This window comes from Plantactinospora sp. BC1, from assembly GCF_003030345.1.
GTDB lineage: Bacteria > Actinomycetota > Actinomycetes > Mycobacteriales > Micromonosporaceae > Plantactinospora.
Map to the genome: position 1 here is coordinate 3372879 of NZ_CP028158.1, position 25080 is coordinate 3397958.

Annotated in this window: 19 protein-coding genes; 8 read left to right on the forward strand and 11 right to left on the reverse strand. The window is 72.9% G+C overall.

Annotated features, from left to right (window positions below; genetic code table 11):
- The first annotated feature begins 54 nt into the window (after positions 1–54).
- Genes C6361_RS14545 through C6361_RS14555 form a run of 3 tightly spaced genes read left to right on the forward strand, consistent with a single transcriptional unit; the run spans position 55 to position 3059 of the window.
- Positions 55–516 carry an ATP-binding protein gene (locus C6361_RS14545; RefSeq protein ID WP_107268068.1) on the forward strand — a complete coding sequence of 154 codons (462 nt, stop codon included), beginning with the start codon at positions 55–57 and terminating at the stop codon, positions 514–516.
- Positions 517–571: 55 nt separating this feature from the next.
- Complete coding sequence (gene glpK, locus C6361_RS14550) at positions 572–2092, forward strand: glycerol kinase GlpK (protein ID WP_107270958.1); 1521 nt, start codon at positions 572–574, stop codon at positions 2090–2092.
- A 28-nt stretch (positions 2093–2120) separates the two neighbouring features.
- Positions 2121–3059 carry a phosphotransferase family protein gene (locus tag C6361_RS14555; RefSeq protein WP_107268069.1) on the forward strand — a complete coding sequence of 313 codons (939 nt, stop codon included), beginning with the start codon at positions 2121–2123 and terminating at the stop codon, positions 3057–3059.
- A 24-nt stretch (positions 3060–3083) separates the two neighbouring features.
- Here C6361_RS14555 and C6361_RS14560 read toward each other — a convergent pair whose 3' ends face one another.
- Complete coding sequence (locus C6361_RS14560; RefSeq protein WP_107257921.1) at positions 3084–3488, reverse strand: MmcQ/YjbR family DNA-binding protein; 405 nt, start codon at positions 3486–3488, stop codon at positions 3084–3086.
- Between the two features lie 161 nt (positions 3489–3649).
- On the opposite strand from C6361_RS14560, the gene C6361_RS14565 reads away from it, so the two are divergent.
- Both C6361_RS14565 and C6361_RS14570 read left to right on the forward strand, forming a co-directional pair.
- Positions 3650–4105 carry a helix-turn-helix domain-containing protein gene (locus C6361_RS14565; protein ID WP_234359496.1) on the forward strand — a complete coding sequence of 152 codons (456 nt, stop codon included), beginning with the start codon at positions 3650–3652 and terminating at the stop codon, positions 4103–4105.
- 3 nt (positions 4106–4108) lie between these two features.
- On the forward strand, positions 4109–4666 hold the full coding sequence (locus C6361_RS14570; RefSeq protein WP_107268071.1) for a PIN domain-containing protein: 558 nt from the start codon (positions 4109–4111) through the stop codon (positions 4664–4666).
- Between the two features lie 171 nt (positions 4667–4837).
- Here the strand turns inward: C6361_RS14570 and C6361_RS14575 are convergent, their stop codons facing one another.
- The gene (locus C6361_RS14575; protein WP_107257920.1) at positions 4838–5377 is read right to left on the reverse strand and encodes a hypothetical protein; all 540 of its coding nucleotides are present in this window, start codon (positions 5375–5377) and stop codon (positions 4838–4840) included.
- 152 nt (positions 5378–5529) lie between these two features.
- Between C6361_RS14575 and C6361_RS14580 the strand changes: the two genes are divergently transcribed.
- Positions 5530–9336: a PD40 domain-containing protein gene (locus C6361_RS14580; RefSeq protein WP_107268072.1), complete on the forward strand. Its 3807-nt coding sequence runs from the start codon at positions 5530–5532 to the stop codon at positions 9334–9336.
- A 21-nt stretch (positions 9337–9357) separates the two neighbouring features.
- Here C6361_RS14580 and C6361_RS14585 read toward each other — a convergent pair whose 3' ends face one another.
- The 9 genes from C6361_RS14585 to C6361_RS14625 all read right to left on the reverse strand — a co-directional run bounded on the left by C6361_RS14585 (position 9358) and on the right by C6361_RS14625 (position 22310).
- Entirely contained in the window at positions 9358–12054 is a 2697-nt protein-coding gene (locus tag C6361_RS14585) for a sugar-binding protein (RefSeq protein WP_107268073.1), read from the reverse strand.
- A 587-nt stretch (positions 12055–12641) separates the two neighbouring features.
- Complete coding sequence (locus C6361_RS14590) at positions 12642–13694, reverse strand: ROK family protein (protein WP_234359497.1); 1053 nt, start codon at positions 13692–13694, stop codon at positions 12642–12644.
- Positions 13691–15157, reverse strand: a complete 1467-nt coding sequence (locus C6361_RS14595) for an argininosuccinate lyase (protein WP_107268075.1) — start codon at positions 15155–15157, stop codon at positions 13691–13693. The genes C6361_RS14590 and C6361_RS14595 overlap by 4 nt, the downstream gene beginning before the upstream one ends.
- Positions 15158–15228: 71 nt before the next feature.
- A complete protein-coding gene (locus tag C6361_RS14600) occupies positions 15229–16182 on the reverse strand; it encodes an amidohydrolase family protein (RefSeq protein WP_199853353.1) in 954 nt (317 codons plus the stop codon).
- Positions 16179–17021: a creatininase family protein gene (locus C6361_RS14605; RefSeq protein ID WP_234359498.1), complete on the reverse strand. Its 843-nt coding sequence runs from the start codon at positions 17019–17021 to the stop codon at positions 16179–16181. The genes C6361_RS14600 and C6361_RS14605 overlap by 4 nt, the downstream gene beginning before the upstream one ends.
- Positions 17009–18805, reverse strand: a complete 1797-nt coding sequence (locus tag C6361_RS14610) for an iron ABC transporter permease (RefSeq protein ID WP_107268076.1) — start codon at positions 18803–18805, stop codon at positions 17009–17011. Before C6361_RS14610 ends, C6361_RS14605 begins: the two co-directional genes overlap by 13 nt.
- Positions 18802–19875, reverse strand: a complete 1074-nt coding sequence (locus C6361_RS14615; protein WP_107268077.1) for an ABC transporter ATP-binding protein — start codon at positions 19873–19875, stop codon at positions 18802–18804. The genes C6361_RS14610 and C6361_RS14615 overlap by 4 nt, the downstream gene beginning before the upstream one ends.
- Positions 19876–20063: 188 nt before the next feature.
- Positions 20064–21116 carry an extracellular solute-binding protein gene (locus C6361_RS14620; protein ID WP_107257913.1) on the reverse strand — a complete coding sequence of 351 codons (1053 nt, stop codon included), beginning with the start codon at positions 21114–21116 and terminating at the stop codon, positions 20064–20066.
- A 33-nt stretch (positions 21117–21149) separates the two neighbouring features.
- Positions 21150–22310: an ROK family protein gene (locus C6361_RS14625; RefSeq protein WP_107257912.1), complete on the reverse strand. Its 1161-nt coding sequence runs from the start codon at positions 22308–22310 to the stop codon at positions 21150–21152.
- Positions 22311–22514: 204 nt separating this feature from the next.
- Between C6361_RS14625 and C6361_RS14630 the strand changes: the two genes are divergently transcribed.
- Positions 22515–23708, forward strand: coding sequence for a hypothetical protein (locus tag C6361_RS14630; protein WP_107268078.1), 1194 nt, complete (start codon positions 22515–22517; stop codon positions 23706–23708).
- 134 nt (positions 23709–23842) lie between these two features.
- Positions 23843–25015, forward strand: coding sequence for a glycosyltransferase family 1 protein (locus C6361_RS14635; protein WP_107268079.1), 1173 nt, complete (start codon positions 23843–23845; stop codon positions 25013–25015).
- The last annotated feature ends 65 nt before the right edge of the window (positions 25016–25080 follow it).

Sequence of the window (25080 nt, forward strand, 5' to 3'; positions counted from 1 at the left end):
TGACGTAGGGTGGGAAAGCCACGAAAGGACTCGACGACCAGCGGTGGGACGGCCATGAGCGACATTGATCCCCTCGCGCGCACTGCTGTCGCGCCCGACGGGACACCTCCACTGCTCGCCGAGACCTTCGACGCCGACCGGGTGACCGAGATCCGGCACGCGGTCGCGGCGCGCTCCGAGGCGACCGGTCTCCAGGGTGCGCGCCTGGACGACTTCGTGCTGGCCGTCAACGAGCTGATGACCAACGCGGTACGGCACGGCGGCGGGCAGGGCTGGCTGCGGCTGTGGAGTACCGGAGGGACCCTCTACTGCCTCGTCTCAGACACCGGTGCCGGGATCGGGACCGAGCGGCTCGACGACCGGCGGCGCCCCCTGCCGGAGATCGCCGGTGGTTGGGGACTCTGGCTGGCCCGGCAGCTCAGCGACGAGATGCTGGTCGACAGCGGTCCGGCGGGCACGACCGTGCGGATCAGCGCCCACCTGGATGCCGCCGGGTCCGAGCGGCCGACGGGATGACTTCCGGCTCCCGGGCCGGATGACGACGGCGCGGGCGCCGGGTACGGTGCTGCGCATGACCGGTCAGTTCGTCGCCGCGATCGATCAGGGCACCACCTCGTCCCGCTGCATCGTCTTCGACGCCGAGGGCCGCATCGTGTCGATGGCCCAGCGGGAGCACCGGCAGATCTTCCCCCGACCAGGCTGGGTCGAACACGACGCCGAGGAGATCTGGACCGCCGTCTGCCAGGTGGTGCCGGAGGCGCTGGCCGAGGCGGGGATCGGCGCCGACCGGCTCGCCGCGATCGGCATCACCAACCAGCGGGAGACCACGGTGGTCTGGGACCGGGCCACCGGCCAGCCGGTGCACCACGCCATCGTCTGGCAGGACACCCGTACCGCGCCGCTGCTGCGCCGGCTTGACAACGAGTACGGCGAGCAGCGCTTCCGGGAACGCACCGGGCTGCCGCTGGCCACCTACTTCTCCGGGCCGAAGCTGCGCTGGCTGCTCGACAACGTCGACGGCCTGCGGGACCGGGCCGACCGGGGCGAGGTGCTCTTCGGCACCATGGACAGTTGGCTGATCTGGAAGCTGACCGGGCGGCACGTCACCGACGTGACCAACGCCAGCCGGACGCTGCTGATGAACCTGCGGACCCTCGACTGGGACCCGGAACTCCTCGACGTGCTCGGCGTCCCGGCCCGGATGCTGCCGGAGATCCGCTCGTCGGCGGAGGTCTACGGCACCGCGGACGGCCTCCCCGGAAGCGGGAGCGGGAGCGTCGGGCCGCTGGCCGGGGTACCGGTGGCGAGCGCGCTCGGCGACCAGCAGGCGGCACTCTTCGGGCAGACCTGCTTCCACCCCGGCGAGGCGAAGTGCACCTACGGCACCGGCAGTTTCCTGCTGCTCAACACCGGCCAGAGCCCGGTGGCCTCCCGGCACGGGCTGCTCAGTACGGTCGGCTACCGGATCGGTGACCAGCCGGCGACGTACGCCCTGGAGGGGGCGATCGCGGTTACCGGGTCGCTGGTGCAGTGGCTGCGGGACAACCTCGGGCTGATCTCCAGCGCTCCGGAGGTCGAGGAGCTGGCCCGGACCGTCGAGGACAACGGCGGCTGCTACGTCGTACCGGCCTTCTCCGGGCTGTTCGCCCCGCACTGGCGCAGCGACGCCCGGGGCGTCATCGCCGGCCTGACCGGCTACGTCACCAAGGGACACCTGGCCCGGGCCGTGCTGGAGGCGAGCGCCTGGCAGACCCGCGAGGTGGTCGACGCGATGAACGCCGACTCGGACGTGGCGCTGCGCCGGCTCCGGGTGGACGGCGGGATGACCGCCAACGAGCTGCTGATGCAGTTCCTCGCCGACGTACTCGACGTACCGGTGGTCCGCCCCGAGGTCAGCGAGACCACCTGCCTCGGCGCCGCGTACGCCGCCGGCCTCGCGGTCGGCTTCTGGCCGGACCTGGCGACGCTGCGCGCGCAGTGGCGCCAGGACGCCGACTGGGCACCGGCGATGGAGCCGGCGCACCGGGACCGCGAGCTGCGCAACTGGCGCAAGGCGGTGGCCCGCACCCTGGACTGGGTCGAGGACGAGTGACGGCGCCGACGGACCGGGGCGAGCCCGGGTGACCGGCTCGCGGACCAGCGACGAACTGCACACGGTCGCCGAGGCGCTGGGCAGCAGGGTGCTGGAGACCCGGCGGCTGGCCGGCGGCTTCTCCCACGAAACCTGCCTGGTCACCCTCGCCGACGGCGAGGTGGTCGTCCGGCTCGGCGGACCCGACCCGGCGATCGAGGCCGCGGTCATGGCGACCGCCCGCCGGCACGTCCCGGTGCCCGAGGTGCTGCTCGTGCTGCCGGCCGCCGAGGGGGACCCGGACGCCCGCCCGGCCACCGCGATCGAGTACGTCTCGGGCACCCCGTTGGAGCAGGTGCTCGCCGCCGACGGGTCGGGGCTGTCCGACCTCGGTGTCGAGGTGGGCCGGGTGGTCGCCGGCATCGGCACGGTGACGTACGACCGGCCGGGCTTCTTCGCCGACGAGCAGCTCACCGTGCGTACGGAGCCCCCGTGGTCGGCGCAGTTGCCCGAGGTCGTGGCGGGCTGCATGGCCGCGACCGAGCGGCTCGACCGGCCCACCCGGGACAACTGGACGGCCCTGTGCGGCAGCCACGCGCCGACGCTGGCCCGGGTGGACGACCACGCCCGACTGGTGCACGCCGACGTCAACCCGAAGAACATCCTGGTCAGCCGGGACGGCGGGAGCTGGCGGGTGGCCGCCGTACTGGACTGGGAGTTCAGCTATTCCGGCTGCCCGTACGCCGATGCCGCCAACATGCTGCGGTTCGGCGCCGACTATCCGGCCGAGTTCGTCAGCGGCTTCCGCGCCGGGTACGCCGCCCACCAGCCCGCCGACCTGCCGCTGCCGCCGGACTGGGCCCACCTGGGTCGGGTGTTGGACATGTTCGCGCTCAGCGACCTGGTCACCCGGCCCGCCGGAAATCCCGTCGCCGACCAGGCGGCCCAGGTGATCCGCCGCTGGGTCGAGGCGGGCCTACCGGACTGAATCGCCGGCCGGGGAAAGGCGACGTCAGCGGCCCGGCCCTCGGTCGTCGAGCCGGGCGACCCGGCGTGGCCCGGCGGTACGCCGGTAGCTGGCATCCAGCAGCTCACCGATCTCGTCCCAGTCGGTCTGGTCGGTGAGGTCCACCCCGATCCACCCGTACGCGCCGAGGTACATCGGCAGGTAGCAGTGCTCCTCGGCCAGCAGCGCCGCACGTTCGTCGGGGTCGACCAGGACGATCACCGACTGCTCGTGCTGCCGGTAGCCGCCGTCGACCTTCACCGATCCGCCGTAGTAGGCGAAGACCTTGGTGGTGTAGAAGGTGGGACGTCCGTGCGAGACCTTCTCGGCCGCGTCCGGAAAGGCCAGCGCGAGCGACCGTACCCGGTGCAGCAGCGGATCCGACTCGTCGAACATGATCGGGTGTCCCATACCGGAAGCCAAGCACACGGCGAGGGCCGGGGGCGCGCGTGGGGGCCGCCCCGGCCAACTGTTCGGTCCAGTCGATGGTCCGCGTCGTGAGCGCTGCGCCGATCGGGCGCTTCGGTTGCTACGCTTATTGCGGATATTGCGGCTGACCTCAGGAGATGATCATGAACCTGGCCGTGAACCCGGTGACCCCGGACCCGCAATCGGTCGAAGTGGCTGCCGAAGCGCTCACCCGAGTGCAGGCGTACCTCCGTACGCATCAGGACGACTCCGCCACCGTTCGACTGGTCGACGACAACGAGGCCGAACAGCTTGTCGTACCCCGGGGAGCGATCGAACTGCTCGCCCGCGTTCTCGCACACATGGCGAATGGCCACAGCGTCTCGGTCGTTCCCGCTCACGCGGAGCTGACGACCCAGCAGGCGGCCCAGCTGCTCAACGTGTCGAGGCCCTACCTGATCGGCCTACTGGAGGCCGGCGAGATCGAGTACCGCAAGGTGGGGACGCACCGCCGCGTCCTCGCCGGTTCGCTTCTTGCGTACAAGCACCGAGATGACGTTCGACGCCGGAAGGCCGCCGACGAGCTGACCCAACTGGCGCAAGAGATGGATCTGACCTGAGCCATGACCTTCGTCGCCGTCTACGACGCCGGCGTGCTGTATCCGAGTACCCTGCGCGATCTACTGATTCGGATTGCCCAGTCGGGTCTCGTCGATGCCAAGTGGACCGAGCAGATCCTCGACGAGATGTTCCTCGCTCTGGGCAGGCAGCGACCAGAGCTTGACCAGACCAGACTGGCCAGAACCCGGACCCTCATGGGAAGGGCCGTCCGAGACTGGAAGATCACTGGCTACGAGCCTCTCGTCGACGCTCTCAAACTGCCCGACCCCGACGATCGCCACGTACTCGCCGCCGCCATCCGGGCGCGTGCCCAGATCATCGTCACCGCCAACCTCCGACACTTCCCCGCCGAGGAGCTCCGCGCCTGGGACATAGATCCCAAGTCACCCGACGAATTCGTCCGAGACCAGATAAGCCTGGACCGGAGCACGGTCTACGCGGCTGTGCAACAGATTGCCGATTCGTGGCGCAATCCCCCGGGTAGCTTCGATGACGTGCTGGACCGCCTCGAACGATCCGGCCTCGGGGTCAGCGTCGCCGAACTGCGGGCGGGAGGATAACGCCAGTTGCCGGTGATCCCGGTCGACGTGAAGTCGCCGAACTCGGCACTGCGGGCCGGATTCCCCAGATGACGACCCGGGCGCACAGACGAGGCAGCTCGACAGTCGACCGACGGCGGGTGCCGCCCCTGGCAGGGACGGCACCCGACTGTGTGCGAACGCGTCGGTGACTCAGGTGTGGCAGAGGATGCCCAGGTCGTCGACCCAGGTCCCCAACTGCACGCCGTTGACGCCGATCAGCGAGACCCGGACCAGGATGTCCGTCGGGCCGTGGTTCCACGAGGTGGAGACGAAGGTGTACGGCGCCGCGCCGCTGAGCACCACCGTCTTCAGCGCCACGTACGTGAAGCTGTTCGGCTCGATGATCTCGAAGTTGATCTGCTGGGTGGCGAGTACCGGGTTCACCCAGATGCCCGCCGTGCAGCTCGTGGTCGGCGGCAGGAAGACCCGCCGGCCGACCGAGGAGAAGCCGGCGCTGCGCATCGAGATGAACCCGTCCTTGACCCCGTTGTGGGTCTGCAACGAGCTGATCCCGCCGGTGCCGTCACCGACGTGACTGAAGCTCCAGTTCGCCGCCTGGTTGCCCTCGAAGCCGTCCTGGACGGTGATGATCGCGGCGCTGGCCGGGGACGCGGTCCCGGCGAGCAAGGCCACGGTCAGTCCGAGCAGCAGCGTCGCCACCCCGAAGCGCCGGGAGAAGATGGACCGCATTACTGATCACCTCGTGATCTGCCTGGTGGGGCGCCTGTCGCACCCCGCTGAGGAGATGTCTAGTCGCCGACTCGTTGTCCGGCTTCGGGCCGCAGACCCGGACAATCAACTCCGGACAGTCGACCGACGAGCTACCACGAGTGAGGAAGACAGTGCCGCGACCAGAGGCCGCACTCGGGCCCGGTACCCCGCAGGTGCGGGAGTTCGCCGCCGGGCTGCGCCTGCTGCGGGAGAAGGCCGGCATGCCCGGCTACCGGGAACTGTCCCGGCGGGCGCACTTCTCCGCCACCACCCTCTCCGAGGCGGCCGGCGGGCGGCGGCTGCCGACCCTCGCCGTCACCCTGGCGTACGTCACCGCGTGCGGCGGTGACCCGGCCGACTGGGAGGCCCGGTGGCGCCGGATCGCCCGGGACGAGTTGCCGGCCCCGACCCCGCCCCACCCGGACGACGCTCCCTACCAGGGACTGCTGGCGTACGGGCCGGAGCGGGCGGAGTGGTTCTTCGGTCGCGAGGACGTCGTCGACGACCTGCGGCAGCGGCTGGCCGGCCGCCGGTTCGTGGCACTCTTCGGCGCCTCCGGCAGCGGCAAGTCCTCGGTACTCCGGGCCGGCCTGGTGCCCACCGTCACGAGCCGGCCGGAACAACCGCCGCTACTCGTGCTGACCCCCGGCCCGGATCCGCTCGGCGAGCTGGCGGTACAGCTCGCCCGGCTGCTCCGGATCCCGGCCGGCGCCCTCCGCGCGGACCTGGCCGCCGACCCGGCGCGGCTGCACCTGGCGGTCCGGCAACTGCTGGCCGACGCCCCCGCCGAGGCCGACCTGTGGCTGGTGGTCGACCAGTTCGAGGAGGTCTTCACGCTCTGCCGGGACGCGGACGGCCGGGCCGGGTTCGTGGCCGCGCTGCTGGCCGCCGTCGCCGCGCCGGACAGCCGGCTGCGGGTGGTGCTCGGGGTACGCGCCGACTTCTACGGCCACTGCGCCGAGCTGCCCGAGCTGGTGGCGGCGCTGGCCGACGCCCAGGTCCTGGTCGGGCCGATGACCGCCGCCCAGGTCCGGGACGCGGTGGTACGCCCCGCCGAGCGGGCCGGTGCGATGGTCGAGGGCGCCCTCGTCTCCACCATCGTGGCCCAGGTCGCCGGCCGGGCCGGTGCGCTGCCGGTCGCCTCGCACGTGCTGCTGGAGGCGTGGCGCCGCCGCCGGGGCAGCGCGGTGACGCTGGCCGGCTACCAGGCGGCCGGCGGGATCGACGGCGCGGTGGCGCAGACCGCCGAACGGGTCTGGCAGGAGTTCGACCCCGGGCAGCGACGGGCGGCCCGGCACGTACTGCTGCGGATGGTGGAGATCGGCACCGGGGACGAGTCGGCGGCACCACTGGACCGGCCCGACCTGCCGACCGCCCGCCGGGTGGACCGGGCCGAACTCGCCGAGACGGACGCGCTGACCTCGGGCGTACTGGAGCGGCTGGCCGCCGCCCGACTGGTCACCCTGGACGACCGCTCGGTACGGCTGGCCCACGAGGCGCTGCTCGACGCCTGGCCCCGACTGCACCGCTGGCTCGCCGAGGACCTCGACGGCGTACGCGTGCACCGGCAGCTCACCCAGGCGGCGGCGGGGTGGCGGTCGCTCGGCCAGGACCCGGGCGGGCTGTACCGGGGGTTGGCGCTGTCCCGGGCCCAGGCGTGGGCGCAGGCGCACCCGGAGAGCCTGACCAGTGCGGAACGGGAGTACCTGGACGCCAGCCGGCGGGCCGAGGACCGCCGGGCGACCGGTCGGCGCCGCCGCCGACGGCTGCTCGGTGCCGCGCTGGCGGTCGTCGTCTCGGTGGTGACGGTGCTCGCCTCGCTGGCGGTGGTGCAGGCCCGGCAGGCGCGGGCGCAGCGGGATCTCGCCGTACACCGGCAACTGGTCGCCGGGGCGCGGGCCCAGATGTCCCGCGATCCGCAGCTCGCGTTCCTGCTGGCCCGGCGCGCCTTCGAGGTGCGGCCGGACGCCGAGGCCGAGACGGTGCTGCGGCAGGCGACGCTGAGCTGGCGCGGGATCGAGGGGCGGCAGGTCTTCGCCGCGCCGGTCAAGCAGGCGGCGCTGACCCCGGACGGCCGGTTCGCCGTCGCCGCCGGGGAGCGAAGGTCGATCCAGCTCTGGCAGCCGGCCGCGCCCGACCGGCCGCCGGTGACGCTGGCCCAGCCGGGCTCGGAGCTGCTGACCGCCCTGGCGATCAGCCCGGACGGTCGACGGGTCGCCAGTGCCGGCGAGTCCGCCTCGGTGCGGCTCTGGGACACCGCCGACCCCGGCCGGGCCCCGCTGCTGCTCGCCGGCCATCGCGGGCCGGTCCGCGACGTCGCGTTCAGTCCGGACGGCCGGCGGCTGGCCACCGGCGACGCGGCCGGCGTGGTCCGGATCTGGGAGCTGACCGGCACCCCACAGGCCCGCGCACTGCCGGCGGCCCGCGGCTTCGTCTTCTCGCTGGCCTGGTCGCCGGATGGCCGGCGGCTCGCCGTGGCCAGCACCGGCGACCCGACCCGGATCTGGTGGCCGGCCGAGCCGGGCCGGGCGCCGACGCTGCTCGCCGACTCCACCGGTACCGCCGACGGTCTGCTGTTCAGCCCGGACGGCGGGCGGATCGTCGGCGTCGACAACGCCACCACCGAGGACGGCGGCGTACTGCGGATCTGGCCGACCGACGGCGGCCAGCCGACGGTACTCGGCCGGCTGCGCAGCGCGTTTCCGGCCGCGTTCAGCCCGGACGGGCGCCGGCTGGTCAGCAAGAACGCGTACGGTGTGATCACGATCTGGGATCCGACCGGTGCCTTCGATCCGCTGCCGCTGCGCGGGCACGCCGGTACGGTCTGCGCGGTCGCGTTGACCCCGGACGGCCGGCTGGTCAGCGTGGGGCAGGACGGCACCGTCCGGCACTCGGACGTCGGGGGCCCGTTCGACCCGAGGATCGCGCAGCCGCACGACGGCCTGGTGCACGCCGCCCGGTTCAGCCCGGACGGCAGCCACCTGGCCAGCGCGGGCATCTTCGACGGTACGGTCCGGATCTGGCCGGTACCGGCCGACCGGGCCGGCCCGACCCGCGCCGCCGGTTCCGCCGCCCCGGTCGTACTCTCCGGGCACGCCGGGATGACCATGGACGTCGCGTTCGCGCCGGACGGGCGGCGGCTGGCCAGTCTCGACGCGGCCGGCACGGTCCGGCTCTGGGACTGGCCGAGCGGGCGGCAACTGGTCGCGTTCGAGGCGGGCCGGGCGACCCGGGTGGTGTTCGGCCCCGACGGCCGCCGGCTGTTGACCAGTGGTGGCGGCGGCATCCGGCTCTGGGACCGGCTCGACGGCCGGCCGGTCGCGGTGGACCTGGCGCCGACCGGTTCGGGTGCGGCGTTCAGCCCGGACGGCACCCGGCTGGCGACCGGCACCGAGGACGGCGGCGTACGGGTCCGGGCCGTCACCGGGGACGGTGTCGTCACCCTGCACGGCGGCGCCGATCCGGTCAGTTCGGTGTCGTTCAGTCCCGACGGCGCTTCGGTGGCCGGGCTGAGCCGGGACAGCACCATCCGGATCTGGCCGGCGACCGGGGGTGCCGCCCGGGTGGTGCTCCCCTCCGCCGGCCAGGGGGCCGCCACCACCCGGCTCGGCTACACCCCGGACGGGCGGCACCTGGCGATCCTCGGCGGTGGCGAGGAGCTGACCGGGATCCAGCTCTGGGCCGCCGGTGGTGCGGCCGAACCGGTGACCCTGCGTACCCTCGGCCCCGGACCGCTCGGCTTCGCGTTCGCCCCCGGCGGTGAACGGGTCGCCACCGTGCACTCCGACGGCTCGGTACGGATCTGGCGCTGTGACGTCTGCGGTCCGGTCGACCGGCTGCTCGGCACCGCGGCCACCCGGGCCACCCGGCCGTTCACCCCGGACGAGCGGCGGACGTTCCTGTTGGACGGCGAGCGGCCGGGTGGGCCGGACGCGTGATCCGACCCACCCGGCGGCGGGTCAGCGCGACAGCCGGTGGGCGAGTCCGGTCGTCGCCTCACCGTGCTGGTACGAGACGAGTACCGACGACCCGGCCGGCGGCACGGCGTCGACCGGCAGCACCAGGGTGTGCCTGCCGGAGCTGAGGTCCCGGCTGGTGCTGGCGAGGACCTTCGCGCCGTCCCAGACGAAGACCCGGACGGTGCCGGGCTGCCTGGTACGCAGGTCCACGCTGACGGATCCGCGCCTGGTCTTCACCTGCTCGACCCGTACCGTGTTCTCCGGCAGGGCCCGCCAGCCGCCGGGGGCGACCCCGTCCCTGCTGGACTGTGCGATGGTCTGCGGCGAGTCCACGCTCAGCGCCGCCGTCGCCGGGAAGATCGGCTCCTTCGGCGCCGGGTCCCGGCTCGGGTACCCGTCGAGGCGGGCGATCCCCCACCGCCACGGGTCGGCCCGGACACCGGTCCAGGTCGACCAGCCGACCCGGGTCTGCCCGGACAGGTCCTGGGTGTCGGAGTCGTTGACCAGGATCTCCAGGCCCATCCGGTTCGGGTCGACGGTGTCCGGCAGGACGTCGAACGGAATCTTCGCCTCGATCCGGTAACCGTCGTACGGGTCGGAGACGACCGACGCGACCTGCATGCCGGGCGCGGTCTCGGGGCCGGGACCCTGGTGGTTGTCCCGCTCCCGGGCGTAGCACGGCGGGTTGCCGTGCTCCGGGTCGTTCGTGGTCGGGAAGAGCGCGACGTTGAAGACCGTCGAGGTGTTTCCGGAGTTGCCCCGGGGGTCGATGCCGAACTCCACGTTGTCGTTGCGCCGGGGACGCTTGCAGTCCTCCGGTGGCAGGACCGAGCCGAGGACGTCGTCGGTGACGTTCAGCAGCACGTAGACGGCGTCGTCGGTGTAGGTCAGCTGCGCGGTGCCGGAGATGTCCGAGGCGGGTGCCGCCGGTCCCTCCCAGCGGGTCGAGATGTCGATGGTCTCCCCGGTGTACTCCCCCGGCCCGGCGGTACCGTCGACCGTCGGCGCGGTCGCCGCCTTCGGGATCGTGGTGACCGGGACGAGGTTCAGCGCCCCGTTCTCGACGGCGTCGCCGCCGTTGAAGCTGGTCTCGATCCCGACCGGGTAGGCGCCGTCGTTCGGTGCCCGGTTGGCGGTCGGCAGCGTCGGGTCCGTGTTGGTGACCGTGAAGGTGACCGCCGTACGCGCCCCCGGCCGCAGCCCCTGGTAGGTCTGCTGCGCCTCCGCCACGGAGAAGCCGGCCGGGAGGGTCAGCCGGACGGAGCCGGACTGCACCTGGTCGCTGTAGTTGGTCAGGTCGACCCGGATCGGCCGGGTGCCGCCGCTCGGCAGGCTTAGCAGCGAAGGGATCAGCGCGTCCAGCGCCTTGACGTCGTGCTTCTCGGTCCACTGCCGGAAGTCGGCGATCTCGGGCAGCGGTTCGAGGGTGCCGCGTACCGGTGCGGTGGCCCGGACGACCGCGCTGTTGCTGCCGCTGCCGTCCTTCTTGCTGGTCATGGTGGCCTTGAGCGAGAACCGGTCACCGGCGACGAGCCCCTGCGGCGGGGTGACGGTGAACGTCGCCACCTTCGTCTTGCGGGTGGGGACGGTGCCGATGTCGCCGTTGCCCCTGACGGTCCAGCCGGCCGGGGCCGACAGGCTCACCCTGGCACCGGGGATCGCCCGGTCGGCGCCCCGGACGACCGCGTCGACCGTGAACGGACGTCCGGAGAGGACCTCCCAGCGTTCCGGTTGGACGTCCACTTCGGTACCGAGCGGAAGCCCGCCCCTGGCCTTGATGGTGGCGCCCTGTAGGGCCGCCGTGCCACCGGCCGTCGGGTCCGGGTACGGCGTACGGCTGTCGATCAGCGTGATCCGGTTGCAGCCGATCCTGGCCGGGTCGGTCTCGGCGTCGGCGCTGTTGCCCCAGCCCTGGCTGACGTACTCGCGTCGGGCCAGGACGTTGAGCTGGTTCCAGCGCATGTCGTCGTGCCGGGCCGACTGGTAGCCCTGCCAGGTGCCGAAGACGACGTTGGTCGGGTCGGACGGGGTGAACGGGGCGGTCTCGCAGGCCTGGCCGGTGGCGCCCGTGCCGGCGCCGCCGCTCTGGAAGATCCGCGCGGCCCGCCAGGGCTTGAGACCCTCCTGCCTGATCTGCTCCGGAAACGCGTTCGGGTCGGCCGCGGCGTAGAACGCCTCGACGGCGAGCATCGCGGCCTTCTGGTGGTTGCCGTGGTTGCCCTGGGTGGCCGAGGGGTTCATCGTGATGATGACCTCCGGCCGGGTCGTCCGGAGTACCCGCACGATCCGCGACAGCGCGCTCTGGTAGCCCCAGATCTGCTCGGAGAGCGGGGCGCTGGCGGTGTAGTAGAAGTCGACGGCGTCGAGGTTGTAGATGTGGTCGATGCCCGCCCAGCCGGTCGCGCGGCGCTCCTCGGCCTCGCGGAGGATCCCGAGCGGCGGGCCCTCCTCCAGGCCGACGGCGTTGCCGCCGCCCTCGCCGCGGGTCATGGTGATGACCCCGGCCTCGATGTCGTGGTATTCGTTCCAGTATCCGAGCATGCCGAGTTGGCCTGCTTCGTCGTCCGGGTGCGCCCCGATGAACATGACGTCCAGGTCGACGGCGTCGTCGGACTTGGCCGCGGCCGGAGCCGCGCCAAGCAGGCTGAGTGATACCAGACCGCAAACCGCTGTTGCGATCTTGGCGCGCCATCTCATGTGCATACCTCCTCTTGAGGACTCTGTGCAGGTCGGCGCAGGCGTACCGGTGTCGCTGCCGACGCGCGCCACGCGGACGGCGGAACCCCGACGCGGTACGTCGGTTCGCGGATTCACACGTGGGTCAACCGGGTGTCCGCCACGGATTCCGGTGGCGGCGTCGGATGCTCAGACACCAGCGGCGCTGGACGTCTGCGGTGGGTGAACGATCGGCGTTGGGGGCAGCGGGACGGTCGTCCGTACCCGCTGGAAGGCCTTCGCTGGGTAACGCTAAAGATCGTCTTGGGGCGAGTCAATCCTCTGGGCGCTCCTTTCTTTCTTCCGGGAAGAAATCAAGTGAACGTCCGAGCGCGATCCGCCATCCGCCGGTCGAACTCCTTGCCGGAGCCGCTAAGTACGACTTGTTCCGGCCGGCGATCGGGGCGGAAGACAGATACCAATGACACCGGAATAACGGACATAATTAATTTGCCCGAGGAACGAAGGTATCCATCCGCGCAACTACGGCCACCCGTCGGGAAGGGGCCCGCCGCCGCTTTCCGGATCGGCGGGTCCCTTCCCGACACACCTGGGCCGCTGGCGGAGGATCAGCCCCGATCCGGGGTGGAGACCAGCTCGGCCGCCATCGTCACCGCGCCGAGCAACGCCGCGTCGTCCGGGAACCCGGAGAGCACGAGTTCCGGGCGGTACGGCAGAGCCTCCGTGAGACGCTCGGCGAGCAGTTCGCGGACCAGCGGGTTACCCGCCACCCCGCCGACCAGCACCACCCGGCGCGGGTCGATCAACAGGCAGCAGGTCACCAGGTGGCGGGCGAACTCGTCGAGCCGGGCCCGCAGCGCGTCCCGGGCCGGACCGGGCCGGGCCGCCTCGGCACAGAGTGCCGCCGCGCCGCCGCTCAGACCGAACGTCGCCGCCAACCGGTCCAGCGCACCGCCGGAGAAGACCTGCTCCAGGATGGACTCCGGACCGGACCAGCCGGTCACGGCGTACCCGATCTCGCCGGCCGCCCCGCGCCGGCCGGACAGCACGGTGCCCTGCGTCGTGACCGCGGCCGCGACACCGGTGCCGAGCCCGACCACCAGCCCGGGATCCGCGTCCCGCAGCAGGCCGAGGCGCAGCTCGGCCAGGGCCGCCGCGTTCAGGTCGTTCGCCACCGCCACCTGCGCGACGCCGAGCCGCTCCCGCACCGCGTCGGCCAACCGCAGCCCCTCCCAGCCGGGTACGTTCGGCGCCAGGTCGATGCCGTCGGACCGGATCACCCCCGGCGAGGCGATCCCGGCGGCGGTGAGTTCGCCACCGGCCCGGGCGAGCAGTTCCGCCGCCAGCTCCAGCGCCCGGTCCAGCGCCTGCCGGGCACCGAGTTCCGCCTGTGTGGCGACCCGCTTCGCGACCAGCAACCTGCCGCCGTGGTCGGCCACCCCGACGGCCATCTTCGTACCGCCGAAGTCGATGCCGAGCAGCCGCCCCGACGCCGCCACGGCGTCCGGTGCCGCCCCCGACATCCGGCGTACGCCGTCGAGGTCGACGACGCCGGGTTGGGTCGGCGCCGCAGCGTGCCGGGAATGGGGGCCGCCGCCGTCGGAGGTCTCGGGACCGGGAAGCCGTTGTTCGGACGAGGTCGGGTGGGACCGTACAGTCACTGCCCGAGCCGCCCGTCCACGGCCTCGTGCAGGGCCCGCTCGGCGGCGGCGAGCCGGCCCCGCAGGCCCGTCACCCGGGCACCGACCGCGTCGAAGCTGCCTCGCAGGATCCGGACCTGTGCCCGTACCGCCGCCGTGCCGGGACCGTCCGCCTGGGCGCGGTCCATGGTCAGCTCCGGGCGGACGGCGGCGGCGATGAGATCCGCCACCGCCGCGTCGTCGAGCGGGCCGGCGAGGCCCACCGTGCCGGCCGCGGCCCGGACCTGCTCGGCCGTCCAGGTGTCCGGGGTACCGGCCCGCACCAGGGTGCCGACCACCGAGTGTGCGGCCCGGAACGGCACGCCGTGCCGGGTCAGCGCGTCGGCGGCGGCCGTGGTGGTCGCCCCCGACGCGACGATCTCGGCCGGTGTCGGCGGCTGCTCCGGTACGAGTTCGCCGAGGAACCCGCCGAGCAGCGCGAAGAACCGGTCGCCCCGGTCGCAGCTCTCCCAGAGCCGGACCTGTACGTCGGTGGTCGCGTTGTTGGAGTCCTCCCACCACGCCGCGCCCACGTTGTTCAGCACCGAGGCGGCGTCACCGGCCGCCGCGCCCGCCATCGAGACCAGGTGCTCCAGCACCACCGGGTTGCGCTTCTGCGGCATGATGCTGCTGCCCTGGGTGAAGTCCACCGGCGTGGCCACCCAGCGCCAGCTGAGCCAGTCCATCAGGGTGCGGGCCAGCCGGGCACCGGTGGCCAGCGCCTGGGCGTTGAGGGTGGCCACCCGGACCAGGTGGTCGGCGCCGGCCACCGCCTCGTACGAGTTGGTGATCAGACCGTCGAAGCCGAGCAGTTCGGCCAACCGGGCCGGGGAGATGTCCAGATCGGTACCGGCGAACGCGCACGAGCCCAGCGGCGAGCGGTTGAGCTGGTCCAGCAGGTCGGCGTAGGCGGTCGCCTCGTCGGCCAGCGCCTCGGCGTACCCGGCCAGGACGTGCCCGATCGTGGTCGGCTGGGCCGGCCGGCGGTGGGTGTAGCCGGTGATCAGCACGTCGGCGTACCGGTCGGCGCGGTCCAGCGCGGTGAGCCCGGTGGCCAGCAGCCGGTCCAGTACGCCGAGCAGCTGCCCCCGCAGCACCATCCGGAACACGCCCGCGTCCAGGTCGTTGCGGCTGCGGGCGAGCTGGACGTCGAGTTCGGAGGTGGGTATCCCGCACACCTCGGCGAGACGCTTCTCCACCTGGAAGTAGGTGTCCTCCACACTGCCGTCGAACGGCGGCGGCGCGGCGGTGTCGGCCGCCAGCTCGCGCAGGCCGCGGAGCAGCCGGACCCCCCGTTCGGCCGGGATCAGGCCCTGCTCGACGAGCATCACCACGTGGGCCTGGCTGGCCTGCACCATCGGCCCGAACAGGTAGGGCGCGTGGTGGTCGTAGGTCGGCCGCAGGTGGTGCTGCTGGTAGGTGGTCAGCGACGGTCTGCTCGTCATGGTGTCCCTCGTGTCCGTTCGTTTCGCCGGAGGCCGTGCGTGGCGCTCCGGCAGGCGCGGCCCGACGCCGCTCAGCCGGTCAGGCCGAGCAGCCGTTCCGCGTTGCCGGCGAAGATCGCCCGCAGGTCAGCGTCCGGCATCCCCATCTCCCGGCAGATCCGCAACTGGTCGTCCAGGTACCGGCTGACGTAGCCGCGCGGGAACCAGGACGAGTCGCTGCCGAAGACGATGCGGTCCGGCCCGATCGTCTCGTAGCAGCGCTGGAAGAGGTCCTCCAGCGTCAGCTTGTACGGCATCCAGCGCACCCACTGGTTCGACCCGGAGGTGTCGACGTGGATGTTGGCGCAGCCCCAGGCGGCGAAGAGCAGCTCCTGCACGTGCTGCACCCCGAAGTGCGGCACCACGAAGGCCAGCTCGGGAAAGCGCCGGGCCACCCGGGCCAGGTGGTTCGGGCTGTCGTACGGGCTGGCCGACATGCCACCCGCGCTGCCGTAGTGCCCGACGTGCACCAGCACCGGCACCCCGAGCCGCTGCGCCGTCGCCCAGCCGGGATCGAGCGCCGGGTCGTCCAGCGGCCCGCGCAGCAGCGGGGCGAAGATCTTCCAGCCGCGCAGCCCGCGTTCGGTGACCGCCCGCTCCAGCTCGGCCGCGGCTCCGGGCCCGAACGGGTCGTGGTGGGCGAACCCGAGGAACCGGTCGGGATGCCGGTCGACCAGGTCGGCCACCGCGTCGTTGCCGCCCCCGGTGACGAAGACCGCCCGGCGGATGCCGTGTTCGCGCAGCTCGGTCGCCCACCGGTCGGCCTCGTCCGGCCAGTGTTCGGCGGGCGGCTCCGGCTCCGGGAACGACCACGCCCGGCGCCACCGGGCCGCGTACGGGGCGGCGCCGGCCGCGCGTACCGCCGCCTCCCGCTCGCCGCCGGGGTGCATGCCGACGGCGCGTTCGGCGGCCCGTACGGTCTGGTCGGCGCCGATCCGGAAGTGCAGGTGGAAGTCGACGATGTCGAGCCCCCGGTCGATCGTCACGAATCCTCCTCGAAGGCCCCGGGCGGTCCGGGCGGTGAGGCGGCCAGCCAGGAGTCGACCACCTCACGCAGCCGGGTACCGGCCAACTCGCGGACCTGCCGGCCGATCGGCTCGGTCGCCATCGACACGTGCCCGGACCAGCCCGCCCAGGGATCCGGCCGGGACTCGACCAGCACGTACGGGTGCCCGGTCGACAGCTTGGGCCGGGGCGGCAGGTCGTCGACGGCGTCCAGGCGTACCGAGGCCGGGTCGAAGCCGAGCACCCCGGACGTCTCGTACGCGCCGCCGTGCCCCCGGGCCGGCCGGTCGCCGTACAGCTCGGTGGTCTCGGCGGGGGTGACCAGCTGGAACCAGTTGACCAGCAGCAGGCTGGCCCGGCGCCGGCCGGAGACCCACTCCATCGCCGCCCGCACCGTGGACATGTTGGCGTCGTGCCCGTTGACCACCAGCAGCCGGGGGAAGCCGGCGGCGACGATCCCCTCCAGCACGTCGCAGAGGTAGCCGACGGCCACCTCCGGGCGGATGGCGACGGTGCCCGGCCAGGGTCGGGTCTGGCCCGGGCAGGCGGTGTAGGGGACGGCCGGGAAGAGCACCCCCCGGCGGGTGCCGCCGGCCAGCTCGGCGGCGAAGCCCTCGGCCAGGATCAGGTCGGTGCCCAGTGGCAGGTGCGGGCCGTGCCACTCGACGGCACCGACCGGGAGTACGGCGAAGTCGGCCGCCGCCGTGACGGCCGGCAGCCGACTGCCGGAGACCCGGCCGATCGGGATCAGTCCGGCACCGTCTGGCCAGTCGGCACCGGGCGCGTCCGGCGCGTCGCCTCCGGGGGTCAGTTCGTCCACCGTGCCGCCTCCCGGGCCGCCCGACCGCCGCCCTCCAGCCGACCGGAGACCACCATCACCACGAAGATCAGCGCCACCTGGAGCATCCCGTACGCCGCCGCCGTGCCGATCTCGAACGAGTACATCCGGTTGTTGATCGCCACCGAGATCGGTGCGGTACTGGCGGTGTAGATCAGCACCGAGGCCACGAACTCCCCGACCCCGTGCACGAAGGCGAGCAGCGCGCCGGCCAGTACGCCGGGGAGCATCAGCCGGAGCGTGATCGACCCGAACGCCCGGGGCCAGGAGGCGCCGAGGTTGCGGGCCGCCTCCTCCAGCGACGGGTCGAGCTGGGCCAGTGCCGCCGAACTCGACCGGAACACCAGCGGCAGGAAGCGCACGAAGTACGCCAGCGGCATGATCCAGAACGTGCCGACCAGTACCTGCCCGAGGCTGAACGCGTTGCCGGTGCTGAACGCCGCGATCAGGTTGATCGCCACGACCGTGCCGGGCAGCGCCCAGGCGAGCATCACCGCCACGTCGAGCAGGCCGCGTCCGACGAAGCGGAGCCGGCGCACCGCGTACGCGATCAGCACGCCGACCACGACGCAGCCGGCGGTGGCCAGCAGGCTCATCTGCAACGAGTTGACGATCGGCTGGAACGCCTGCGGCTCGGTGAAGATGTCGACGAAGTTCTCCATGGTGTAGTCGCTGGGCAGCACCTGGGTGGTCCACGAGCCGTCGACCGAGAACGCCACCACCGCGATCGTGGCGACCGGGGCCAGCAGCACCACCGTGGCGAGCAGCGAGCCGACCAGCGCGAGCCAGCGGCCGACCGGGTTGCGGATCTCCCGGCGGTACGCGGAGACGCCCTTGGACTGCGACCGGTAGCTGCGCCGCCCCTCGTACCAGCGCATGCCGAGCAGGAAGAGCACCGAGACGACGCCGAGCACGGAGGCGTAGGTGGAGGCCATCGGCAGGTCGCCGTTGGTCCGGTTGATGTAGATCTGCATCGTCATCGTGCGGTCGACGCCGAAGAGCAACGGCGCGGTGTACGAGGCGAGCGAGGTCATGAAGACCAGCAGCGAGGCGGAGACCAGCGCCGGGGTGAGCATCGGCAGCAGCACGGTGCGCCAGACCCTCACCCGCCCGGCGCCCAGGTTGTAGGCGGCCTCCTCCACCGAGGGGTCCATCCCGGCCAGCGCGGCGGAGGCAGCCAGGTAGAAGAACGGGTACATGGTGAAGGTGTGCACCACCAGCACCCCGGCGATGCCGTCGAACGGCAGCACCGGATTCTCCGTACCGAAGAGCTGTTGCAGGCCGCGCGGCAGGATCCCGGTCTCGCTGTAGAGCAGTTGGAACGAGATCGCGCCGATCAGCGGCGGGAGTGCCGCCGGGACCAGGATGATCGCCTCGATCAGCCGGCGGCCGGGGAAGGCGAAGCGCTTGAGCAGGAAGGCCATCGCGACCCCGACCACCCCGCAGAGCAGCACGCTGCCGGCCGAGATGCCCAGCGAGGTGAGCAGCGAGCTGCGGGCGACGCCGGCACCGGAGAGGAAAGCGGTGTAGTTGTCGACCCCGTCGCCGTCGGCGCTCTGTGCGAAGGTGGCCAGCATCGGCTGTACCACGTAGCCCCAGAGCACCAGCACCAGCGGCAACACCAGCAGGTACGGGAACCAGCCGCCGCCCGCGCCGCCGAACAGCCGGTCGGCGAGCCGGGAACGACGGCCGGCCGGCGCCGGACCGGCCGACCGGGACGGGCCGGTCCGGGGTGGCTGCGGGGCGGTGGTCGTCGGAACGCTCACGGGTGGACCACCCACATCCGGGCGGCCGGCACCTTCAGCCCGATCCGGTCGCCGACGGCCAGCCCGTCGGGTACCTCCACCGCGGCGACGGTCAACTCCTGACCCGAGGCGTCCACGGTCAGGTTGGTCGCCATGCCGGTGAACTCCAGGTCGGTGATCCGCCCGGCCAGCGCCGCCGGCTCCTCCGGCCCGCAGAGTCCGATGTGCTCCGGCCGGATCGAGACCAGCGCGGTGCCGGACTCGGCCAGCCCGTGCTCCGGGGGTGCGGCGACGGTACGGGTCGTGCCGTCGGGCAGCCGTACCTCGACGGTCTGCCCGGCGGCGGCCAGTACCGGCAGCGACAGTACGTTGCTGCGGCCGATGAACCGGGCGACGAAGGTGGTGGCCGGGCGGTGGTAGATCTCCTGCGGCGTGCCGACCTGCCGGACCCGGCCCGATTCCATCACGGCGATCCGGTCCGACATCGCCATCGCCTCGGCCTGGTCGTGGGTGACGTAGATCGAGGTGAGACCGGCGTCCCGCTGGATGCGGCGGATCTCCGTCCGGGTCTCCTCGCGCAGCTTGGCGTCCAGGTTGGACAGTGGCTCGTCCAGCAGCAGGGTACGCGGCCGGATCACCAGGGCGCGGGCCAGCGCCACCCGCTGCTGCTGGCCGCCGGAGAGCTGGTCGATCCGGCGGTCGCCGTACCCGGTCAGGTGCACCTGGTCGAGCGCCTCGGCGATCCGGGCGCGGGCGTCCGCCCCGCGGACCTTACGGATCTTGAGTCCGTAACCCACGTTCTGCGCGACCGACAGGTGTGGGAAGAGCGCGTAGTTCTGGAACACCATGCCGGTGTCCCGCTTGTTCGGAGGTTTGCGGGTGACGTCCTCGGTGCCGAACCGGATCCGGCCGGCGGTGGGAAAGTAGAAGCCGGCGATCATCCGCAGCGTGGTGGTCTTTCCGCAGCCACTCGGTCCGAGCAGCGTGAAGAACTCCCCGGCGTCGACGCTGAGATCGACATCGTCGACCGCTGCGGCGTCGCCGGCACCCGCGAAGCGTTTGCTGACCGACTCCAGCGTGACACCGATCATGAGTTCCCTTCCCCGCGCCCGGTCCGGGACGCGTCGTCTTCTGGTCGACCCGGCTGCCGCCGGTTGGTGCGATGCCGGCGGCAGCCGGGCCGCGGGGCCGGCGCGCCGGTCCGGTTCGACCCCCGCCACCGGCGCGCCAGCCTGGTGGTACCGGCCCGGATAGGTGGGCCGGGCCGGTACCGGAACGGTCAGCCCTTGTTTTTGATCTCGGCGTTCCAGTGGTTGATCCACTCGGTCTCGTGCTTCGCGATCACGTCCCAGTCCACGTCCATCGGCTTCAGGCCCAGCTCGGCCAGCCACTGCGGCTTCTCGGCGATCTCCACCGCCGGGATCTGGAAGTAGTCGCGGGCCAGTTCGGCGCGGAGCGCGTCGTCGTAGAGGAACTCGATGAACTTCTGCGCACCGGTGGTGTTGCCGCCCTTGATCGCGCCCAGGCCGTCGACCAGGACCGGCGCGCCGGAGGCCGGCATCACGAAGCCGAACGGCATGTTCGACTGGTTGGCCTGCAACAGCACGTCCTGGAGGTTCCAGAGGCTGACCACGCCCTGCCCCCGGGACATCTTCAGGTAGAGGTCCGCCGGGTTGGCGGCGTACTCGGTGGTGTTGGCGTCCAGCTTGCGCAGCCAGTCGTAGCCGGGCTGCGGGTTGCTGCCGTCCGGGGAGAGCTTCTGGATCATCGAGGCGTAGATCGAGCGCATCGTGCCGGAGGCGGCCACGTCGCGGATGATGATCTTGTCTTTCCAGGCCGGCGTGATCAGGTCGTCCCAGTCCTTCGGCGCCTGGTCGGCCGGGACCGCCTTGTTGTTGTACATGATGACCTCGGGCAGCAGGATCTCACCGAACCAGCGGCCCTCCGCGTCCTTGTACTGGGCGTCCATCTTCGACGCGAAGGTCGGCTGCCAGCCGGCCAGCAGGTCCTCGGTGGCCCCGGTCGCCAGCGCCTGCTGGGTGCCACCCCACCAGACGTCGCCCTGCGGGTTGGCCTTCTCCGCCCGTACCCGCTCCAGGATCTCCTGGGCGCCGAGGGTGAGCACCTCGACCTTGCCCTGGTACTCCGGGAACTTCGCGGTGAACTTCCCGACCACGAAGTCCGCGACCTTCTTGTCCCGGGCGGTGTAGACGACGATCTTCTCGGCGGCGGTACCGCCGTCCGCGGCGTCGTCGTCGCCGCCACCGCAGGCGGCCAGGCTGGTCATCATCGTTATCGCGAGCGCTCCGACGAGCACCGATCGGCGTCTCATGGGGTTACCTCCGGGGTGGGGAATTCATGCGGGTCAGAAAGATCCACTGGTGGCGGCCGGAGCCGCCGCAGCGGTGAGCGCGTAACTCACCGCGCCGTGCAGTACCGCCCGGTCGCCGAGGACGGCGCGACGGACCTCGGTCGCGGCCGGGGCGGCCAGCGAGACGAGAGACTGGAGCAGGTTGAGGGCGGCGTCGTCCAGGTCGGCGGCCGCACCGCTGAGCAGCACCCGGCCGGGGTCCACCACGCAGACGCAGGAGACGATCAGCCGGGCCCAGGCGCCGAGTACCTCGCGCAGATAGTCGTCCGCCTCGGCGTCGGTACGGCTCAACTCGACCAGTTCGCGGACCGGTGCCTGCGGTCGCCGGCCGGGACGCAGTGCGACGACCCGCTCGGCGATCGCGTTCTCCGACCACCGCGCCTCGAACGGGCCCACCCCGTCGTGGCCCTGGTCGCCCCGTTCCAGCGGCAGGAACCCGACCTCGCCGGCCGCGCCCGCGGCACCCCGGCGGACCCGGCCGTCCAGGATCAGGCCGGCGCCGATGCCGTCGGCCACGTGCAGCAGCAGCAGGTCGGTGACGTCGCTGCCGGCACCCGCGGCGTGTTCGCCGGCGGCCATCAGGTTGACGTCGTTGTCCACCACCACCGGCACGCCGAGCATCGCCTGGACGGAGTCGCCGATCGGCTGGCCCTCGATCACGCCGACCGACGGCGCCAACCGCACGGCACCGCCGGTGGAGACACCGGGCACCGCGATCGCCACCCCGCGCAGCGCCGGCATCCCGTCGCCGACCAGCTCCGGCACGAACCGGCAGATCGTCGTGACGATGTCGGTGTGCAGTCGGGCGTTGCGGTGCGCTATCACCGTCCCGTCGCTGTCGGCGATCTCGCAACTGATCCGGGACGGCTCCAGCGAGACCGCCGCGACCAGTTCGGCGCCGGGATTGAACTCCAACATGGCGCGCGGCCGGCCGGTACGCGAGGCACCCGGCCCCCGCTCGATGAGGTAGCCCTCGGCGATCAGGGCGCGCACCAGCGGCGTCAGCGTGGCAGGGCTGAGCCCGGTCAGCTCGGTCAGCTCGGCCCGGGACAGCACCCTGGCCTGTCGGGCCGCGGAGATCACCGAAAGGCGCTTGATCTCCTTGGACCGCTCCCGGCTCACGGGGCTGGTTGGCGGGTTGACCACGTCAGTCACTCTTCTTTCCTACGGCGAACGAACTATCTCCGTCAAGTAACGAATGGATCTCGCCCATCCCCGATCACCCCGCCGACCAGGACCTTCGCCTCCGAAGGGGTACGAGACGGGCAGCCCTCCCGGACACACCGCCGGTGGGTAGCGACCGGAGCGGCTCGACGGGCACGCCCGCCGGACGCGCCGCCGGCAACTACCCTCGTCGACATGTCCTCCGCGCACCCCGGCTCCACTTCGGACCGCGAACCGGCCGCTCCCGACTCGGACCGCGAACCGGCCGCCTCCGGCGTGGAACCCTGGTCGCCCCCGATCGGCACCCGGCTCGCCGGGCTGGCCGGCCTGGCCGTCGCGGTGACCGCCTGGGCCTACACGCTGACCATCCTCACCCCCCGGATGCCGATCGTGGCGGACCGGGCACCGATGCCCGGCGGGGACGGCGAACTCTTCCTCTGGGTCGCCGAACTACGCTGGGCGGCCATCCTGCTGGCGGCACTCAGCCTGCTCACCGCGCTCGCACACCGGCGCGGCGCGCTGCTGCTGGCCGCCGGCACCGGCACCCTGCTGCTCGGGGTCGACGGGGCGGTGGAGCGCGCCGGCCTCGCCGGCAGCGTCGGCCTCGCGGTCACCCTGGGGCTGGGCGCCGCCGTACTGGCGCTGACCGGTCGACTCGCCCGGTGGCGGGCACCCGGCATCCCGGCACACGTCGTCCGGCGCCGGCTCGCCATCGTCGCGGTCGCCGCCGCCTGCTGCGCCCCGCTGCCGCTCGCCCAGGGCACCCCCGGGGTCAACCACCCCTTCCTCCCCGCCGGGCTGCCGCTGGTCACCGCCGTACTCCCGGTCTTCCTCGTCGTACTGGCCGCCTTCGCGGTCGGCGCGGCCCGGCACCGCCCGCCGCGTCCGCTCGCGCCGCTGGCCGGCGCACTCCTGCCGGCGGCGGTACTCGGCGGATTCGGTACGGCCACCGGCGCCGGGGTCGAACCGGGGACCACCAGCATCGGGGTGCTGCTCGCCGTACCCCTGGGGGTGGTCGTGGTGGCCCTGCTCCGGCTGCACCGGCCCGACCGCCGCACCGTGGCCCTCTGGACCGGACTCACCCTCGCCGGCCTGCCCGGCACCGTGCCGCTGGTCATCGTCTCCGTGGTCGTCTCGATATTCGTCTCGGCCCCGCTCTTCGCGCTGGCCGGCACGAGCTATCCGGCGGACGGCGTCGCCGTGCTGCCCGCCGCCGCCCTGCTGGCCCTGGTCGCCGGTGGGCTGATCGCCCCGCTCACCGTCCCGCACAGCGGCCAGCCGTCGCCCGCCGCCGCACCACCGTCCACCGCCGCGCCACTCCCGGCCGCTGCGCCACTCCCCGCTGGCGCACCACTCCCCGCCGTCGTGCCGGCCGCCGGCCAGCCGTGAACCGCCGCACCGACCCCGAGGGGGCGCGCCCGTCCGCGCCGCCGGCCGCCGGCTCCACGCTTCGTCGCTGACAGTTCGCCGGCAGGTCATTATGGCGTGACCTGTTCGGCGGGGACCTGCACGACGGTGAGCCCATGCGGATCGCGATCGTCACGGAGTCCTTTCCGCCCGACGTCAACGGGGTGGCGCACTCGGTCGTACGCGTCGCCGAACACCTGGTACGGCGCGGCCACCGGCCACTGGTGATCGCGCCGCAACCGGCGGCCGGCGCCCCGGACGGTACCGGCGCGCTGCCCTATCCGGTGGTACGGCTGCCGTCGGTGCCGATGCCCGGCTACCCGCAGTTCCGGCTCGGCCTGCCGGGGCGGGAACTGGCGGCGGCAGTGCGCGGACACGGCACCGAGGTGGTGCACCTGGCCAGCCCGTTCGTGCTCGGCGCCCGGGGCGTCACGGTGGCCCGGGCGATGGGACTGCCCTCGGTGGCGGTCTACCAGACCGACGTCGCCGCCTACGCCCGGGCGTACCGGGTCGGGCTGACCGAGGCGGCGGCCTGGCGCTGGCTGCGTCGGGTGCACAACTGCGCGAACCGCACCCTGGCCCCGTCCAGTGCCACCGCGAACGCCCTGGCCGGGCACGGCATCCAGCGGATCTGGCTCTGGCAGCGGGGTGTGGACAGCGAACGGTTCCGGCCGGAGCACCGCAGCGCCGCACTGCGCCGCGCGCTCGCCCCCGGCGGCGAGGTGCTGGTCGGCTACGTGGGCCGGCTGGCGGTGGAGAAGCGGGTCGACCTGCTGGCCGGGGCGAGCACGCTGCCCGGGGTCCGGGTGGTGGTGGTCGGCGACGGTCCGGCCGGGCCGGCGCTGCGCCGGGCGGTGCCGCACGCGCTCTTCGTCGGCCCCCGGCACGGCCGGCAACTGGCCCGGATCTACGCCAGCCTCGACGTCTTCGCGCACACCGGGCCGTACGAGACCTTCGGCCAGACGGTCCAGGAGGCGATGGCCAGCGGCCTGCCGGTGGTGGCGCCGGCCGCCGGTGGACCGCTGGACCTGGTACGGGACGGCCGGACCGGTCACCTGGTCACGCCGGACGACCCGGACGCCTTCACCGCCGCGATCGCCGGGCTGGTCGCCGACCCGCGACGCCGGGCGGAGTACGGCCGGGCGGGGCGGGCCGCGGTGCGCGGGCGCACCTGGGCGGCGATCGGCGACGAGCTGATCGGGCACTACACGGCGGTACTCGCCGAGGCGCCGGCGGTCGGCACTCCGCGGCCGGGCCGGCTGTTCCGGCTGCGGCAGGCGGCCGCGTGACCGGGCGGCAGCATCCTCCCCACCCGGCACGGAACCCGCACCGCCGGCCGGTGGGCCGAGGAGGC

Bases quoted from the DNA above. Each gene is read 5' to 3' on its own strand.
- C6361_RS14635 (WP_107268079.1), top strand. From the start codon at position 23,843: ATGCGGATCGCGATCGTCACGGAGTCCTTTCCGCCCGACGTCAACGGG.
- C6361_RS14620 (WP_107257913.1), bottom strand. From the start codon at position 21,116: ATGAGACGCCGATCGGTGCTCGTCGGAGCGCTCGCGATAACGATGATG.
- C6361_RS14570 (WP_107268071.1), top strand. From the start codon at position 4,109: ATGACCTTCGTCGCCGTCTACGACGCCGGCGTGCTGTATCCGAGTACC.
- C6361_RS14585 (WP_107268073.1), bottom strand. From the start codon at position 12,054: ATGAGATGGCGCGCCAAGATCGCAACAGCGGTTTGCGGTCTGGTATCA.
- C6361_RS14630 (WP_107268078.1), top strand. From the start codon at position 22,515: ATGTCCTCCGCGCACCCCGGCTCCACTTCGGACCGCGAACCGGCCGCT.
- glpK (WP_107270958.1), top strand. From the start codon at position 572: ATGACCGGTCAGTTCGTCGCCGCGATCGATCAGGGCACCACCTCGTCC.
- C6361_RS14595 (WP_107268075.1), bottom strand. From the start codon at position 15,157: ATGACGAGCAGACCGTCGCTGACCACCTACCAGCAGCACCACCTGCGG.
- C6361_RS14615 (WP_107268077.1), bottom strand. From the start codon at position 19,875: ATGATCGGTGTCACGCTGGAGTCGGTCAGCAAACGCTTCGCGGGTGCC.
- C6361_RS14565 (WP_234359496.1), top strand. From the start codon at position 3,650: ATGAACCTGGCCGTGAACCCGGTGACCCCGGACCCGCAATCGGTCGAA.
- C6361_RS14575 (WP_107257920.1), bottom strand. From the start codon at position 5,377: ATGCGGTCCATCTTCTCCCGGCGCTTCGGGGTGGCGACGCTGCTGCTC.
- C6361_RS14560 (WP_107257921.1), bottom strand. From the start codon at position 3,488: ATGGGACACCCGATCATGTTCGACGAGTCGGATCCGCTGCTGCACCGG.
- C6361_RS14545 (WP_107268068.1), top strand. From the start codon at position 55: ATGAGCGACATTGATCCCCTCGCGCGCACTGCTGTCGCGCCCGACGGG.